13 protein-coding genes and 1 tRNA gene are annotated in these 15,870 nt (G+C 70.3%); 10 read left to right on the forward strand and 4 right to left on the reverse strand.

What is annotated here, in order from left to right:
• Positions 1 to 31 precede the first annotated feature (31 nt).
• From LX14_RS12950 to LX14_RS12960, 3 genes are all read left to right on the forward strand, one after another.
• Positions 32 to 2,107: an ATP-dependent DNA helicase UvrD2 gene (locus tag LX14_RS12950; protein WP_253647586.1), complete on the forward strand. Its 2,076-nt coding sequence runs from the start codon at positions 32 to 34 to the stop codon at positions 2,105 to 2,107.
• A gap of 136 nt (positions 2,108 to 2,243) precedes the next feature.
• Positions 2,244 to 2,408 carry a hypothetical protein gene (locus tag LX14_RS12955; protein ID WP_253647587.1) on the forward strand — a complete coding sequence of 55 codons (165 nt, stop codon included), beginning with the start codon at positions 2,244 to 2,246 and terminating at the stop codon, positions 2,406 to 2,408.
• A gap of 169 nt (positions 2,409 to 2,577) precedes the next feature.
• Entirely contained in the window at positions 2,578 to 2,883 is a 306-nt protein-coding gene (locus LX14_RS12960) for a WhiB family transcriptional regulator (RefSeq protein WP_253647588.1), read from the forward strand.
• A gap of 51 nt (positions 2,884 to 2,934) precedes the next feature.
• Here LX14_RS12960 and LX14_RS12965 read toward each other — a convergent pair whose 3' ends face one another.
• The 3 genes from LX14_RS12965 to LX14_RS12975 form a co-directional block, all read right to left on the reverse strand.
• Positions 2,935 to 4,257 (reverse strand): ABC1 kinase family protein, encoded by a 1,323-nt coding sequence (locus tag LX14_RS12965; protein ID WP_253647589.1) that lies wholly within the window; start codon positions 4,255 to 4,257, stop codon positions 2,935 to 2,937.
• A gap of 34 nt (positions 4,258 to 4,291) precedes the next feature.
• Complete coding sequence (locus tag LX14_RS12970; protein WP_253647590.1) at positions 4,292 to 5,182, reverse strand: hypothetical protein; 891 nt, start codon at positions 5,180 to 5,182, stop codon at positions 4,292 to 4,294.
• 62 nt (positions 5,183 to 5,244) lie between these two features.
• Positions 5,245 to 6,693 (reverse strand): zinc-dependent metalloprotease, encoded by a 1,449-nt coding sequence (locus tag LX14_RS12975; protein WP_253647591.1) that lies wholly within the window; start codon positions 6,691 to 6,693, stop codon positions 5,245 to 5,247.
• Between the two features lie 265 nt (positions 6,694 to 6,958).
• Here LX14_RS12975 and LX14_RS12980 point away from each other — a divergent pair, with 265 nt between their 5' ends.
• The 5 genes from LX14_RS12980 to LX14_RS13000 are packed head-to-tail and all read left to right on the forward strand — an operon-like array spanning position 6,959 to position 11,920.
• Entirely contained in the window at positions 6,959 to 7,966 is a 1,008-nt protein-coding gene (locus LX14_RS12980) for a hypothetical protein (protein WP_253648010.1), read from the forward strand.
• Positions 7,956 to 8,996: a hypothetical protein gene (locus tag LX14_RS12985; protein WP_253647592.1), complete on the forward strand. Its 1,041-nt coding sequence runs from the start codon at positions 7,956 to 7,958 to the stop codon at positions 8,994 to 8,996. Before LX14_RS12980 ends, LX14_RS12985 begins: the two co-directional genes overlap by 11 nt.
• Positions 8,993 to 9,871, forward strand: coding sequence for a hypothetical protein (locus tag LX14_RS12990; protein WP_253647593.1), 879 nt, complete (start codon positions 8,993 to 8,995; stop codon positions 9,869 to 9,871). The genes LX14_RS12985 and LX14_RS12990 overlap by 4 nt, the downstream gene beginning before the upstream one ends.
• Entirely contained in the window at positions 9,868 to 10,854 is a 987-nt protein-coding gene (locus LX14_RS12995; RefSeq protein WP_253647594.1) for a hypothetical protein, read from the forward strand. Before LX14_RS12990 ends, LX14_RS12995 begins: the two co-directional genes overlap by 4 nt.
• 25 nt (positions 10,855 to 10,879) lie before the next feature.
• Positions 10,880 to 11,920: a YlbL family protein gene (locus tag LX14_RS13000; RefSeq protein ID WP_253647595.1), complete on the forward strand. Its 1,041-nt coding sequence runs from the start codon at positions 10,880 to 10,882 to the stop codon at positions 11,918 to 11,920.
• 22 nt (positions 11,921 to 11,942) lie between these two features.
• On the opposite strand, the gene LX14_RS13005 is transcribed toward LX14_RS13000, so the two are convergent.
• Entirely contained in the window at positions 11,943 to 12,545 is a 603-nt protein-coding gene (locus LX14_RS13005) for a PPA1309 family protein (protein WP_253647596.1), read from the reverse strand.
• 127 nt (positions 12,546 to 12,672) lie between these two features.
• Here LX14_RS13005 and LX14_RS13010 point away from each other — a divergent pair, with 127 nt between their 5' ends.
• A complete protein-coding gene (locus LX14_RS13010; RefSeq protein WP_308214102.1) occupies positions 12,673 to 15,705 on the forward strand; it encodes a UPF0182 family protein in 3,033 nt (1,010 codons plus the stop codon).
• 61 nt (positions 15,706 to 15,766) lie between these two features.
• Positions 15,767 to 15,843: transfer RNA gene (locus tag LX14_RS13015), tRNA-Met, on the forward strand.
• Positions 15,844 to 15,870 lie beyond the last annotated feature (27 nt).

The raw sequence follows: 15,870 nt of genomic DNA on the forward strand, positions 1-15,870 counted from the left end.
CTCTGTCGGTGGGTGCGGGGATACTGGACCCATGCGCTCGCTCGAGGGACTCGACCCCGAACAGCAGGCCGCCGTCCTCGCGCCCCGGGGACCGGTCTGTGTCCTCGCGGGCGCCGGCACCGGCAAGACGCGCACCATCACGCGGCGCATCGCGCACCTGGTCAACGAGGGCCATGTCCGCGGTGACCAGGTGCTCGCCGTCACCTTCACCGCCCGGGCGGCGGGGGAGATGCGCGGACGGCTCCGGTCGCTGGGGCTCTCCGGGTCGGGGAACGCGGTGCAGGCGCAGACGTTCCACGCCGCCGCGATGCGTCAGCTGCGGTACTTCTGGCCGCAGGCGGTCGGGTCGAGCCGGTGGGAACTGCTCGACAACAAGTTCCCCGTGGTGTCGCGGGCGGCGCGGCGCGCGGGTCTCGACACGTCCACGGAGACCCTTCGGGATCTGTCCTCGGAGATCGAGTGGTCGAAGGCGTCGCTGATCGGCGTCGACGACTATGTCGCCGAGGTCACACGACGGCACCGCGAGACACCGTTCGCGCCGGAGAAGGTGGCGGCCGTGTACGCCGGGTACGAGGCGGCCAAGGTGTCCCCCGAGGGCGACCAACTGCTCGACTTCGACGACCTCCTGCTGGTGACGGCGGGCATCCTCGCCGACAACACCGCGCTCGCGGAGGTCTTCCGCGACCGCTATCGCTGCTTCGTCGTCGACGAGTACCAGGACGTCACTCCCGCCCAGCAGAGCCTCCTCGACGCCTGGCTCGGCAACCGTGACGACCTCACGGTCGTCGGTGACGCGAACCAGACCATCTACACGTTCACCGGGGCGAGCCCGCGCTATCTCCTCGACTTCACCCGCCGCTTCCCGGAGGCGACCCTCGTGCGCCTCGAGCGCGACTACCGCTCCACGCCGCAGGTCGTCAGCCTGGCCAACCGAGCCATCGGGTCCGCCCGCGGCCGGGTGGCAGGCACCCGGCTGGCGCTCATCGGTCAGCGCCCACCCGGTCCCGAGCCCGAGTTCGGCGAGTACGACGACGAACCCGCCGAGGCCGCAGCCGTCGCCAAGCGCATCACGAAGCTCCTCGAGAAGGGGACCCCGGCGTCGGAGATCGCGATCCTCTATCGCGTCAACGCCCAGGCACAGGCGCATGAGGACGCGCTGACGGCCGCGGGGATCGCGTATCAGGTGCGGGGCGGCGAGGCGTTCTTCCAGCGGTCAGAGATCCGACAGGCCATGCGCGCCCTGCAGTCCGCCGCCGGCCGCGACGATCTCCCCGCCGACGCCGACCTCACCACCGTGGTGCGTGCGGTGCTGGTCCCGCTCGGCCTCACCGACGAGGAACCGGCGGGTACCCAGGCCCGGCAACGCTGGGAGTCGTTGCGGGCGTTGGTCACCCTCACCGAGGACCTCGTGGCCGACGTCCCCGACCTCGCCCTCACGGGTCTCGTCGACGAACTCGCCGCACGCGCGCAGGCACGGCACCCACCGACGGTGCAGGGCGTGACGCTGTCGTCGCTGCACGCGGCGAAGGGCCTCGAGTGGGACGCGGTGTTCCTCGCCGGTGTCACCGACGGGTCGCTGCCGATCAACCAGGCCATCAACGGATCCGACGAGGACGTCGAGGAGGAGCGCCGACTGTTCTACGTCGGCATCACCCGTGCCCGCGTCCACCTGCACATCTCGTGGGCGCTGTCGCGGTCGGAGGGTGGCCGCAAGAGTCGCCGCCGCTCACGGTTCCTCGCCGGGCTGGTGCCCGAGGACTCACCGGCATCGAGGATCGCCGAACCGTCCAAGCCGGGACGACGGCCGCGGTGTCGCGTGTGCGGCAAACAGCTCATCGGGAAGACGGCGTCGTTGCTCAGTCGGTGCGAGGAGTGCCCGTCCGACCTCGACGAGGACCTGCTCGTCGCGTTGAAGGAATGGCGGCGGTCGCAGGCCGCGGAGCAGAAGGTCCCCGCCTTCGTCGTCTTCTCCGACAACACCCTGCTCGCGATCGCCGAGCAGAAGCCGTCCGACGTCGCGGCGCTGGTGGCCATCCCGGGTATCGGCGCGAAGAAGCTCGACCAGTACGGCGAGATGGTCCTCGGACTCGTCGCCGACACACGCTGACGCGCAGATCCGGACCTCGCGAGAAAACCGCAGGTCAAAAATGGGTTGTGCGTCAGGCGAACGGTCTCGTACTCTTCTTCACATCGGTACGGGACATCTCCCGTGCGGCCTCGGAGAGCGGAAGGACGTGAGTCGAATGATGAACATCGTCGTCAACGGCTTCGCAGCTGCCGCATTCGCCCCCGCAGGCGCACACCGCTGGTTTGTCGAGCGTGCCCGCACCGCCTCCGCCGGCGCTGCGCACCACGCCACCTCCCTGCCGGCAGTCGCCGCCCGCGACGCGATCCCCGTGCCGATCTAGACGAGATCTCCAGCGCCCCAGCGCTGAGACTCCCAGGCCACGGCGATCGCACCCGCGAACCCCGTGGCCTTCTTCGTTCCCGGTCCCCATCGGACCACTGGAGAAGCGACCCGGGTCGCGACACACGAACACCCCGACCCGATCCGTCCCATCCAGTCAAGGAGCCGACATGACCGCCCCGGCAGTCGACACCCGACCGACCGACACCGACCTCAGACCCGAGACCGTGGCCGCCGCTCGCCGCCTGCCCTGCCGGGTCTCCGACCCCGACCTGTGGTTCGCCGACAACCCCACCGACCTGGAGCAGGCCAAGGCGCTCTGTGGTGCCTGCCCCCTGCGTGAGGCGTGTCTCGCCGAGGCACTGGCTCGCAATGAGCCGTGGGGCGTGTGGGGTGGCGAGATCCTCGAGCAGGGAATCGTCATCGCGCGCAAGCGTCCTCGCGGACGGCCACGCAAGAACCCGGTCGCCGCGTGAGCGGCAATGGGTCCGACAGCGGCGTGAGGGTGACCGGTGCCGGGTCTGTGATCAGTTCTCTGATCGCAGACCCGGCACCCACTTCTCCATGATCCTGCGGTACGGCGCCTCGGCGTCGAGCTGGGCCGCGATGCCCACACATCCGCCGAGCACGCGGAACACCATGACGTATTCGGCGGGAACGTTGAGGTGACGCGACGTCTTGTAGACGTCCCCCTTGAGATCGGTCGCCTTGCCGGCCGCCCGCTGCAACCACTTCCGGGTGAAGTGGAACGACTCCGCCAACAGCGGGTCGACGTAGGGCTTGAGGTAGTTCTCGATGTCGACGGCCGTCACGCGGTCGCGGTTGGCACCGGTGATGAAGCCGGCGTCGGCCATGGCCTCGACGAGACCGTCATAGTCCTGATCGCGCGCGAGCGCGAGGATCGGTCCGATCGCCGCGGGCAACCCGTCGGGATAGATCCCGACAGCGCCGTAGTCGAGCACGATGAGGCGGCCGTCGGCGTGGATGCGGAAGTTCCCGGGGTGCGGGTCGCCGTGGAGGAGGCCGACGCGGGACGGTGACGAGATCTCGAACTCGGCGAGCTTCGCGGCGGCGGTGTTGCGTTCCTCCGCGGTCCCCGATGCGATGACCTGCGACAGCGGGGTGCCCTCCACCCATTCGCTGACGACGACCTTGGGTGCGCTGGCGACCACCTTGGGCACGAGCACCTCGGGGTCGCCGTCGAACTCGGCCGCGAACGCCCGCTGGTTCTCTGCCTCGGCCTGGTAGTCGAGCTCGTCCTCGGTGCGGGCGATCAGCTCGTCGACGAGGGCCCGCACGTCGGTCCCGGGTGTCATCCGCTGGATGATCGACGACAGCCGCGACAGCGTCTTGAGGTCGGCCCGCAGGGCGTGGTCCGCGCCGGGGTACTGGATCTTGACGGCGACCTCGCGCCCGTCCGCCCACACACCGCGGTGCACCTGACCGATGCTCGCCGACGCCGCGGGTTCGTCGGAGAACTCGCTGAAGCGGGACCGCCAGGCGGTGCCCAGCTGTGCGTCGAGGACCTGGTGGACCTTCTTCGCGGGCAGGGGTGGCGCCTCCGCCTGCAATTTCACCAGTGCCTCGCGGAACGGCTCCCCGAACTCGTCGGGGATCGCGGCTTCCATCACCGACAGCGCCTGGCCGACCTTCATGGCCCCGCCCTTGAGCTCACCGAGGGTGGTGAAGACCTGTTCCGCGGCCTTCTCCATCAGTTCTGCGTTGATCTCGTCGCGGTCCTTGCCCGCCAGTCGCTTGCCGAACCCGGCCGCTGCGCGCCCCGCCATGCCCAGCGGTAGTGCCGCGAGTTTGGCGTTGCGCCGGCCCCGCCCCTCGGTGATGTCGGCCATGTGCCTCGTACCTCCTGGTCGACACCACGATAGTTCACCGGCGAAAACAACAACCGCAGAGCGGGTGTGGCGTCCACCTCCGCATCCGCAGCCGAGCGGGCCGACTGCGGTACTCGAGCGTGTGCCCCACGGTGGGTGGGAGCGGCAGGCGACCACCCTGTGGGTCTCGTCCGAGACGTGCGAGGCCGTCGGCGACGTGCTCGATCTGCTCGAGCGCGAGACCGGCGGTGGCGACGGCCGTCGCGGTGCCGGCGTACCCGACGCTGCCGATCATCTGACCGCTGACGACCGGCCACTCGGGGTCACGGTCGGCGCGGTGGCAGTCGGCGCAGCGGAGGCAGCTGCTCCGTCCCGGCAGCACGAGTGGCCCGACGATCCCGACGCCGCCCCGCAGGCACACCTGCAGGTGCGGGATGCCCCGCGTCATCAGCCCGGAGACCGTCGACGGATCGTGGACGAGCGCGTCGCACAGGACGACGAGCTGGTCCGACCATGCCGCGAGCGGCACCTCGTCGCCGTCCGAGGCGCGGGGGCGTGCGATCGACGTGGTCACCACGGTGCCGGTGTCCCGCAGCAGCGCCGTCAGCCGCGTCGCGAGGGGGCCGCGGCCGTGCACCCGCACGTGCAGGTCACCTCCGCGGACCGCGGTGACGTCGGAGGTGACGCCCGCGCTCGACATCCGTCGGAACAGTTCGTCGACGTCGTCGACCGCCAGCCCGAGTGCGGTTGCGGCGCGCGCGATCTCGACCGCTGTGCGGGGCGTCGACAACGACCGCACGAAGCCGACGAACGCCGCCGGGGACAGGTGGGGCGGCAGGTCCACGATGAGTCCGGCGTCGGCGTCAGCGCCGATCTGGATCGCGCGGCCGCCGCGGTGGACCACCGGGACATCGGGCCGCAGGGTGGCGGCATCGGTGCGGGACATGCCCGACACCTTCGCACCCGCATCCGTCGTCGAACGGCCGCCGAGTGCGGTTGTCCACAGGCTCAGGCGCCGGTGGGGCGGTCCTTGTCGTCGCCGTCGCCGGTGTCCTCCGGTGAGTCCGTCGCGGCGGGGTCAGCTGTGCCACCGGCTGCGGCCTCGTCGGCAATCTGCTTCTCGAGCTCGGCGATCGGGTCGTCGAACCGACCGTCTCCGCCACCGATCACCCGATCGATGAACCCGGCGGGGGAGTCGATGTCGTCGGCGTCGGGCATGAGGTCGGGGTGGGCCCACACGCCGTCGCGGGTGGCGACGTCACCGGCGTCGAGGAGCTTGTCCCACAGTGCGGCGGCCTCGCGCACCTTGCGCGGACGCAGTTCCAGCCCGACGAGCGTCGCGAACGTCTGCTCGGCGGGGCCTCCGGTCGCCCGTCGGCGACGCATCGTCTCCGCCAGCGCGCCGGCGCTGGGGATCCGGTCGGCCAGGGCCTGGTCCACGACGCGCTCCACCCATCCCTCGATCAGCGCGAGCAATGTCTCGAGGCGCGCAAGCGCGGCCTCCTGTTCGGGTGAGGTCGTCGGCTCGAACGAGGTGCCCGCCGACATCAGCTCCTCGATCTTGCCGGGGTTCGACAGCAGCTCGGTCGGGTCGATCGACTGGGCGGCCTCCTGGATCCCGGAGAAGTCCATGGTGATGCCGCGGGCGTACTCCTCCACGGACGACAGCAGTCGCTGGCGCAGCCACGGGACGTGCGCGAAGAGGCGGACGTGGGCCGCCTCGCGCGCGGCGAGGAACACGATGATCTCCTGCGCGGGCTGCTCGAGCCCGTCGGCGAAGGCGGCGATCGCCTCCGGCAGCAGCACCGCCGTGCCCGACGGCGCCAACGGGACGCCGACGTCGGTGGAGGTGAGCACCTCCTTGGCGAGGTGACCCAGTCCCTGGCCGAGCTGGGTCCCGAACGCCATCCCGCCCATCTGCGTGACCATGCCCAGCATCGGACCGGCGAACTGACGCGCCTCCTCGGGGAGTCCGGTCGCGAACATCCCCGAGATCTGGGACGCGATCGGATCGCACAGGATCTTCCACGTCGGCAGCGTCTCCTCGAGCCACTGCACCGGCGTCCACGCGAGCGATCTCGTCACACCCGCGGGCAGGGTGGTCGCGCCGTCCAGCCAGACCTCGACCAGATGCAGGGCGTCGGTGACGGCCGCGCGCTGGTTGTCGTCGAGGCGGGTGAAGTCACCGATCTGCTGGCGCGCCAACGAGGTCGCCACCTGATAGTTGACCGGTCCGCCGCCGCCGGCTCCTCCGCCCTGACCCATGCCGCTGAGCATCGAGCCGAGCTGGGAGAGCATCTGGCCCAGCTGATTCGGGTCGAAACCTCCACCGCCGAACGGATCGGCCCCGCCGAACGGGTTCCCGCCCGGGTTGGACGACGAGCCGTCGCCCTTGCGGTCGCGGTCGTCGTCGCCGTCACCGTGGCCCGAGCTGAATCCGAAAGGCAGGTCGTTCATGGCGACCACGGTACCGGCGTGACCATGCCCGATGGCCGGTGCGGAGGCGCTCGACTCACCGGTTTCGCTCTCAGCGCACTTTGCGCGCACGGTGACCGCAAGACTGTTGACGATCGGCAAGCGTCATTACATTTCGCTCGGTTTGTCCACACCCGCCTCGGCGGGCGACCGATGGAGCGGCATGACGCAGCAGCACACCACATCGAGCCCGGGTCGGGGGACCGGTCCGCTACGACGGGCGGTCGCCCTGCTGGGGGCCGCGCTGATGGCGGGGGCCATGGCGTCGATCGCCGCCGCCCCGGCGTCCGCGGCACCGACGCCGCTCGACGGTCTGTTCGCCCTCGACTCCGGTGTGTGCTCGGGCGGCTCGGTGACCGGGTCGTTCTTCCGCATGATCCTGCCCGCCGGCTCGACGAGCGGGCCCTTCCTCTCCAACAGCGACTCCGGGTGCTCCGACAAGTCGGTGACCCCGCTCGCGCCGGGCACCGACGGCGGCCTCACCTCGGGTGGGTATCAGCCGCAGCCGGCGCAGGCGTTCGACGGTGCGGGGAACGCGGTGTCCGGGCGGGTGACCCGGCCGGTCAAGTTCTACGGCGTCGGGTTCGCGACCGCGACGAACAGCACCGACCCGCAGACGGGCGGCGCCGCGGCGCTCCCGCGGATCTCCGCCGACGGCACGACGCTGAGCGGCGACCTCAGTGCCTTCGGTGTGACCTGGAACAAGCAGGTGTTCAACCAGGGTGCTCCCAAGCCCGGCGGAGGCCTGCCGGGGAAGACGACGGCTCTGCGCGGGACGATCGACCGGTCCAGCGGTGCCTTCGTGATCGAGTGGACCAGCCAGATCGTGGGCGGGCCGTTCAACAACTTCACCGGTCTGTGGCATCTCGCCGGGACCTACCGCGGCAGCGGCCTCGGGACGGTACCCGCCGCGCAGGGACCGGCCGCGGCGGGTACCGGCCAGACCCCGGCCGCCGCGGGCGGGCCGACGGGCGCGGCACCGACGGCAGCGGCCGGCGCGAGCGCGCAGGTCCCGGCCGGTCGACAGGCCCCGGCGGTGGGCGCCCAGCCGGTCGCCGGCACCGCCGGCACCGCCGTCGCCGCGGCCGACCCCGCGCTGACCGCCCGGGAGGTGAGCGTGCCCGGGAACGGGCAGCCCCGCTGGCTGCTCCCGGTGCTCGTGGTGATCACCGCGGTCGCGGCAGCCCTGCTGACCAACGCCGACCGCCTGTTCCGGCGGCATCCGACCGCGGCGGCATCGCCCGATGACGACTGAGAGAACCGGCCCGGTCATCACGGGGTCGACGAGTGATGCCCTGGACGAGTCGATGCCGGCCGTCGTCACGACGGACGACCCGCGACCACCGCCGCGGAGGTCGTGGCCGTGGGTGCTGTCCGGCGTGGTCGGTCTGCTTCTCGTGGTTGCGCCGCTGGCCGGGGGGATGCTGTACCCGGCCGCGCAGGGTCAGGCCATGCTGACGGCGTTCGCGCCGTACGTCACCGAGCAGCGTCTCGACGGGTTCCGGGCCGACCTCGATCGGCTGGACGCAGCGCATCAGGCGGTGGTCCGGCTCGACACCTCGGGCGTCGTCGACGTGGCGCGGTACCCGCAGATCGACGGGTTCGTGATGCGCTATCCCGCGATCGACGCGGACATGCGGCAGCTCGTCGACCGCATCGACGCGGGCCGTCCCGACTTCGACCGCCTCGCCGCCCTGCGACCGATCGACATCATCCCGTTCCTGCCGATCGGTGCGGGCCTGCTGATCGTCGCGGGGTCGATCTGGGCGTGGCGGCGGGCCAGAGCAGGGCGCAGCCCGGTGCCCGCCGGGCTCGTCGTCGCGGTCGTCGCCGTCGCCCTGGTGGTGACACCGCTGGTGCGCGGCATGCCCACCGACACCCGCGCCGCGACACCGCTGCTCGACCGCTTCTCCACCGTCCTGACCACCGAGAAGGTCCGCGACGTCCAGGGCTACTTCGTGGTCCTCGTCGGTGCGGTGGGTGCCGTCGACAGCGGCTATCGCGCCGACATCGCGACCGCGCCCCGGCAGGACGTTGCGGCGGTCGACGATCTCCGTGCGCAGTGGCAACGGATGTCGTCGGACTTCGCCGGTCTGATCGGGACGATGAACGACAACATCGCCAACTACCGGGGCGTCCGTGCCCTGAACGACCGGACCACCGCCCTGGGGGCGGGTGCGTTCGCGATCCTGCCGTGGTTCCTCGTCGGCGCGGGCCTGCTCACCGCGGCGACCGCGGTCGCGGGCACCACGGGCGGACCGCGGCGTCGACGAGGAGAGAGATGACACAGCCGGAGATGACGACAAGACGACAGGGTGCGGTACGGCGCGTGATGGTGGTCGTCGCGGCCCTGGCACTCGTGACGGGGATGACGGCCTGTTCGTCCGACGACGGTGCGCCCGCGTCCGGCGATCTGGTCGGACTGTTCCGACTCGATCCGGGAAAGGTCAACGGCGACACCGTGAGCGGGTCGTGGTTCAGGATGGTGCAACCCGCGGGGACGGTGAAGGACGGCCCGTTCATGCCGAACGGGGACTCCCCGGCGCAGGGCGGCACCGTCACCCTGCTCAGCCCGGGCACGGAGGGCGGGCTGCGCGTCGGCGGCTTCCAGTCCGAACCGACGCCGGGGTTCGCACCGGACGGCAACTCGCTGTCGGGGTCGATCATGGCGCCGACACGGTTCTTCGGCGTCGAGTTCGGCGCGTCGACCAATGCCGTCGACCCGCAGACCCGTCGTGCCGTCGTCGCGCCGTCCGTCCACGACGAGGGTGGGAAGCTGACCGCCAACGTGACCGCCTGGGCGGCGTCCTGGAACAACCAGGAGTTCAACCAGGGTGCGCCGAAGGCGCCTGCGGCCGCCGGTCCGCAGGTCCCGGGTGTCGCGCAGGCCACGAGGGCGTGGGACTGGGTGTCGCAGAAGTGGCTCGGTCAGGACAACGCCTCGTCGGGCGACGGCCCGCCCGCCACCGGCACCTATGACGCGTCGTCGCGTCGCTACACGCTCGAGTGGACCAGCCTGATCGTCGGCGGCCCGTTCAACGGCTTCACCGGCGTCTGGCATCTCGAGGGGCTCTACGAGCCCTCCGCCGCCGCGCCGTCCACCGCACCGCCCTCGACCGTCGGCATCGCGCCGTCGGCCACCACCCAGGAGACGAAGTGAGCGACACCGTCGATCCCCCGACCGAACCGTTCGCGGCGCAGTCCGACCCCGCACCCGCCACCCCGGTGCGCCGGCGGCGTGGCCCCTCGGCGCCGACGGTCGTGCGGACCCTGTCCGGGGTGACGGTGCTCGCGGTCCTCGCGACGGCGACGTGGGTGGCGGGTGACCAGCGCACGGTGCTCGTGAGCGAGTCGAACGCCTCGCGTGCCGCCGTGGTGCAGGGTGCGCCCGCCGCGGCGGGCGCACCGAGCGTGGCGGGACCCGCCGCGAAGCCGTCCACGCCTGCCACCCCCGCGGCGCCTGCGGGGCCGGCTCCGGGCGCCGCCGTCCCGATCACCCCCGGGGGTGGGGGTGCGACCCTGCCCTCGGCGGTGGTCCCGCCGGGAGGCGCGACGAGCCCGGGCGCGTCGACCCCCCTCGGTGCCGGGGGAGCAGGGGCGGCGACGACCCCCGGTGGTGCCACCGCGCTCGACCCCGCGACGTCGGCGTTCTCCGCCCCGGCCGTCGACACCCAGCCGCCGTGCCCGCTGGGTCTGCCCGAGCCCGCGAAGTCGGGCGGACTGTCGTCGATCGTCGAGCTGTCCCCGATGTTCGGACCGTTCGCGTCGGAGGTGTTCTCACTGGGTCCGGCCATCCAGCCGATGATGCAGCTGGCCGGGCCGCTCCTCGCCGAACTCGAACCGGTCATCCACCAGAACCTGCCGTGGATCACCCCGATCCTCAACGGCATCGCCGGCGCGGGCGAGGTGGTGCTCGCGGCGATCCTGCCGTTCTACGGGCCCTACCGCGATCAGTTCATCGCCTCGGAGGGGAAGTTCGCCGCGAGCATCGCCCCGGTGCTGACGGCCACCTACGACTCGCCCGCCGCGGCCTGCCTCACCGCTGTGCAGGGTGAGCTGATCCGACAGGCCCACGGGGGCCAGGTCACCGCCCCGTCGTTGACCCGACCCGGACAGGTCGTCCGGCTCGGACCGAAGGGGTGAGCCTCCCGCATCTACTGTGGTGCCCGTGAGAGTCGTCCCGGCCAACCGGCGCATCGTGACCCTCGCGGTCACCCTGGTGCTGCTGGTGGTGCTCGTGCTGGTCGGATCGTTCGTCCGCGTGCCCTACGTCAGTCTCGGCCCGGGGCCGACGGTGAACACCCTCGGCAGCGTGCAGGGCAAGCCCGTCGTCGCGATCGACGGGGCGCCGGTCCGCTCGACGGACGGACATCTCAATCTGACGACCGTGTCGGTCACCGACGGGTTGACACTGTTCCAGGCATTGGGGATGTGGTTCTCCGGGCGCGACACCCTGCAACCGCGGGAGGAGATCTTCCCGCCGGACCGGTCCACCGAGGAGGTCCGGCAGCAGGACCAGCAGCAGATGGGCGGCTCCGAGGACTCGGCCACGGTGGCCGCGCTGCGCTACCTGAAGCGTCCGGTGGCGCTGTCGGTCGTGGTCGATCCGCAGGGTCCCGCCGCCGGGAAGCTCACGTCGGGCGATCGTGTCACCGCCGTCGACGGTCGGCAGGTGTCCACGCCGGATCAGCTGCGGGCGGCCGTGTCGTCGGCGAAGCCCGGCACCACGGTCACCTTCCGCGTGGCGGCCGCGAGCGGCGCCACCCGCGAGGTCCCCGTCGTCCTCGGATCGCGTCCCGACGACCGCGCGAAGGGCTACCTCGGCGTCACACCGGAGCTCGTCAACGCCGACCCCGCACTGCGCATCGACTTCACCGTCGGCGACATCGGTGGACCGTCGGCCGGTCTGATGCTGACGCTGGCCGTCATCGACAAGTTGGGACAGCAGGATCTGACCGGCGGCCGGTTCATCGCGGGCACCGGCACCATCTCCGACGACGGCGACGTCGGTGAGATCGGTGGCATCACCCACAAGACGCTCGCCGCGCGGGAGGCCGGTGCCACCGACTTCCTCGTCCCCGAGGGCAACTGCGCCGAAGCCCGGTCGGACGCGCCGAAGGGACTGCGCCTGATCAAGGTCGACACCCTCACCGACGCGGTCACGGCCCTGGCCGACGTGCGCGCAGGACGCGACGCACCGCGATGCTGACGACTGTCGCGGAACCGCGCGCTCACCAGTCGTCGGGGTCGTTCTCCAGTGTGGCCGCGAGCGCCGCGACGAGGTTGGGTGCGAGCTCGGGGTGCGAGAGCAACTCCAGTGGGGCGTCCTCCTCGCCGAGGGGCGGTTTGAGCTGCAGCAGACACAGCGTCTGGCCATCGCGCAGCGCGGCGGCGATCAGTCGTCCGTCTGTCGCCTCGGGGTGCTCGCGGGCCGTCTGCCGAGCGGCCTCGTCTGCGGCGTCGGGATCGGCCAGCAGGGGTCCGAACGCCTCGTCCAGGTCGGACTCCGCGTCGGGCGGGAGCACGATGATCTCCTGCACCAGCACGCACCCGGCCACCGCAGACGGCCAGCTCGTGGTGCCGAGCACGAACTCGATCTCCGCCATCCCGCCGTCCTCGGCGACCGGGAGGGGCTCCTGCTCGATGAGCGTCAGCTCCGACTGGTCGAGGGTGTCGGCGAGATCGGGCTCGGCCTCGGCGACGAGTGAGGTGGGGACGAGCGCGAACAGCAGTGGCGGTTGCCCCCAGCCGCTCGCGTCGACGAACTCGGCGACCTCGCGCACGGCGACACCGAGGGCGTCGGGGGACAGAGGTGCGGAATCGGGGGTCGTCACGGGATCATCCTGTCATCACCGTGGCCGGGCCTCGCGAGAAGCGGTACCACCGCGGACCGTCAGTAAAGTAATGGCAAAGACGCGAGCTCACGGGCCGCGTCGTCGTATCTCAGTGGGAGCGTGACAAGTGGGCGTACGGGGCCCGGCAGGGATGCCGACACTGTCCAGACGGAGCAAGATCCTCATCGGCGTCGCGGTTGCCATCCTGGTGATCCTGCTGGTGGGGCCGCGATTCGTCGGTCTGTACACGGATCTTCTGTGGTTCGACGATCTCGGCTACAGCAATGTCTTCTCGACGATCATCTGGACGCGGGTGGTGCTGTTCGCGGTCACCGCCGTGATCGCCGGCGGCATCGTGTTCGCGGGTCTGGCACTGGCGTACCGGTCGCGACCGGTGTTCGTGCCGACGTCGGGCCCCGGTGACCCGATCGCGCGCTACCGCGCCGTGGTGATGGGCCGCATCCGCTGGTTCGCGATCCTGCCGTCGGCGCTGGTCGGTCTGCTCTCGGGCCTGGTGGCCCAGGGGTCGTGGGCGACGGTGCAGGTGTATCTGCACAGCCAGTCGTTCGGCGTGAAGGACCCGCAGTTCCACCTGGACAACTCGTTCTACGCGTTCGATCTGCCGTTCTACCGCTTCGTCCTGAACTTCCTCTTCGTCATCCTCGTGGTCACGTTCCTCGCGAGTCTGGTGACGCACTACATCTTCGGCGGCATCCACCTCGCCGGGCGCAACGGTGCGCTCACCCGTGCGGCGCGGATCCAGCTCGCCGTCATCGCCGGACTCTTCCTGCTGCTCAAGGCGGTTGCCTACTGGTTCGACCGGTACACGCTGCTCTCCAGCACCCGCAAACAGGAGATCTTCACCGGCGCGAGCTACACCGACATCAACGCGGTGCTGCCGTCGAAGCTGATCCTGCTCGCGATCGCCGTCATCTGCGCCGGTGCGTTCTTCGCCGGTGTGGTGCTGCGCGACCTGCGCGTCCCGGCGCTCGCGACCGCTCTGATGTTGCTGTCGGCGTTGGTGATCGGTGTCGGGTGGCCGGCCGTGATGGAGCAGTTCTCGGTCAAGCCCAACGCGGCACAGAAGGAATCCGAGTTCATCCAGCGGAACATCGACGCGACCCGGGCTGCCTATCAGATCGGCAACGACAGGGTGACCTACCAGGAGAACTGGACCGGCGGGCAGGTCAACCAGCAGAACGTCGACAACGACTCGTCCACGATCTCCAACATCCGTCTGCTGGACCCGAACATCGTCTCGCAGGCGTTCACCCAGCTGCAGCAGCAGCAGAACTTCTACGGGTTCCCCACACAGCTCGCCATCGACCGCTACCGGGTCGCCAACGAGCTGCGCGACTACATCGTCTCGGTGCGAGAACTCGACCCGAGCCGGTTCGCGGCGAACCAGCAGAACTGGATCAACAAGCACACCGTCTACACGCACGGCAACGGTTTCGTGGCCGCGCCGGCGAACCGCGTCAACGAGCCGGCGTCGTCGGGGACCGACGTGAACAGCGGTGGCCAGCCCGATTTTGACGTGAGCGACCTGGCCAGCATCGCCGACCCGAACTATCAGGCGACCGCGCCGATCAAGGTGAAGCAGCCGCGGATCTACTTCGGTGAGCTGATCTCGAAGGTCAACCCGGACTACGCGATCGTCGGGTCGGCGAACGGTCAGCAGACCGAATACGACACGGCCACGAGCCGGTACACGTACTCGGGCGACGCCGGTGTCTCGTTGGGCAACATCTTCAACCGGCTGGCGTACTCCATCAAGTACACCGAGCGGAACATCCTGCTCTCGGGCGCGATCAACTCGAACTCGAAGATCATCTACAACCGCGACCCCCGCGACCGCGTCAAGAAGGCGGCCCCGTGGCTCACGGTGGACTCGAAGACGTATCCCGCGGTCATGTCCGACGGTTCCATCCAGTGGATCGTGGACGGGTACACCACCCTTGACGCCTACCCGTACGCGCAGAAGACCTCCCTGCAGGACGCCACCACCGACGCGCAGGAACTCACCCAGGGTCAGACCGGACGCACGCAGGTGAACCGCCAGGTCGCCTACGTCCGGAACTCGGTGAAGGCCACCGTCGACGCCTACACGGGCAAGGTCACGCTGTACCAGTTCGACGACAAGGACCCGGTCCTCAAGACGTGGATGAAGGTGTTCCCCGGCACGGTGAAGTCGCGGTCGCAGTTCGACGCGAACACCAGCCTCAAGGAGCATGTCCGGTACCCGGAGGACCTCTTCAAGATCCAGCGGTCGCTGCTCGCGAAGTACCACGTCTCCGATCCCGGGACGTTCTTCCAGGGCAACTCGTTCTGGTCGATCCCGGCCGACCCGACCGACTCGAACGCACTGGACCAGGGTCTCGACCAGCCGCCGTACTACTTCGTGGCGTCGGATCCTCGTCGCCAGAACACGTCGAGCTTCCAGCTGACGAGCGTCATGAACACCCTCAACCGGGACTTCCTGGCCTCCTACCTCACGGTCTCGTCGGACCCGGACAACTACGGGCAGATGACGATTCGCGAGGTGCCCAGCAACCCGACGCGTGAGGGTCCGCGACTGGCGTTCTCCGCGATGTCGACGTTCGGACAGGTCAACGCCGACCTGAAGAACCTCGAGAACACGGCGTCGACGCGCTTCGGCAACCTGCTGACACTCCCGGTGGGTCAGAACGGTCTGCTGAACGTGGTGCCGCTGTATGCGCAGGCGAAGAACTCCGATGCGACGTTCCCACGGTTGTTCCGCGTGATCGTCCGCTACCGCAGCTCGGACGCCGATCCGCCGAGCATCGGGTACGCGCCGACCATCGCGCAGGCTCTGCAGCAGGCGGGCATCAGCCCTGCCGCCGCCGCCGAGCCGGACAACAACCCGAGCGGGCAGAACTCGGGCGGGACGACGGGTCAGCAGCAACAGCAGCCGACCCAGCAGGGTTCGGTCCCGACGACGGCACCGTCTACGCCGACGACGGCCGCGCCGAGCACCTCGGCCGCCGCGCCGGCCAATCGGGACGCGGCCGTCGCGCAGCTGAACTCGGCTCTCGACGCGCTGCAGCAGGCGCAGAGCTCGGGCAACTTCACGGCCTACGGTCAGGCGCTCGATCGCCTGAACCAGGCGGTGCAGCAGTACGAGTCATTGCCGAAGTAACTGCAGGTCACGGCGCGATTTGCAGTGCGCCACCCCGCGTGTGTAACGTTGCGTTCACCAACGCGGGGTGGAGCAGCTCGGTAGCTCGCTGGGCTCATAACCCAGAGGTCGCAGGTTCAAATCCTGTCCCCGCTACCAAGTGACGAAGGCCCCCGGAGTTCGCTC

Source organism: Williamsia deligens, from assembly GCF_024171765.1.
Lineage (GTDB): Bacteria > Actinomycetota > Actinomycetes > Mycobacteriales > Mycobacteriaceae > Williamsia_A > Williamsia_A deligens.

Excerpts from the sequence above, each read along its gene's own strand:
- LX14_RS12950 (WP_253647586.1), top strand. The coding sequence starts at position 32 with ATGCGCTCGCTCGAGGGACTCGACCCCGAACAGCAGGCCGCCGTCCTC.
- LX14_RS12975 (WP_253647591.1), bottom strand. The coding sequence starts at position 6,693 with ATGAACGACCTGCCTTTCGGATTCAGCTCGGGCCACGGTGACGGCGAC.
- LX14_RS12965 (WP_253647589.1), bottom strand. The coding sequence starts at position 4,257 with ATGGCCGACATCACCGAGGGGCGGGGCCGGCGCAACGCCAAACTCGCG.
- LX14_RS12960 (WP_253647588.1), top strand. The coding sequence starts at position 2,578 with ATGACCGCCCCGGCAGTCGACACCCGACCGACCGACACCGACCTCAGA.
- LX14_RS12955 (WP_253647587.1), top strand. The coding sequence starts at position 2,244 with ATGATGAACATCGTCGTCAACGGCTTCGCAGCTGCCGCATTCGCCCCC.
- LX14_RS12985 (WP_253647592.1), top strand. The coding sequence starts at position 7,956 with ATGACGACTGAGAGAACCGGCCCGGTCATCACGGGGTCGACGAGTGAT.
- LX14_RS12990 (WP_253647593.1), top strand. The coding sequence starts at position 8,993 with ATGACACAGCCGGAGATGACGACAAGACGACAGGGTGCGGTACGGCGC.
- LX14_RS12980 (WP_253648010.1), top strand. The coding sequence starts at position 6,959 with ATGGCGGGGGCCATGGCGTCGATCGCCGCCGCCCCGGCGTCCGCGGCA.
- LX14_RS12970 (WP_253647590.1), bottom strand. The coding sequence starts at position 5,182 with ATGTCCCGCACCGATGCCGCCACCCTGCGGCCCGATGTCCCGGTGGTC.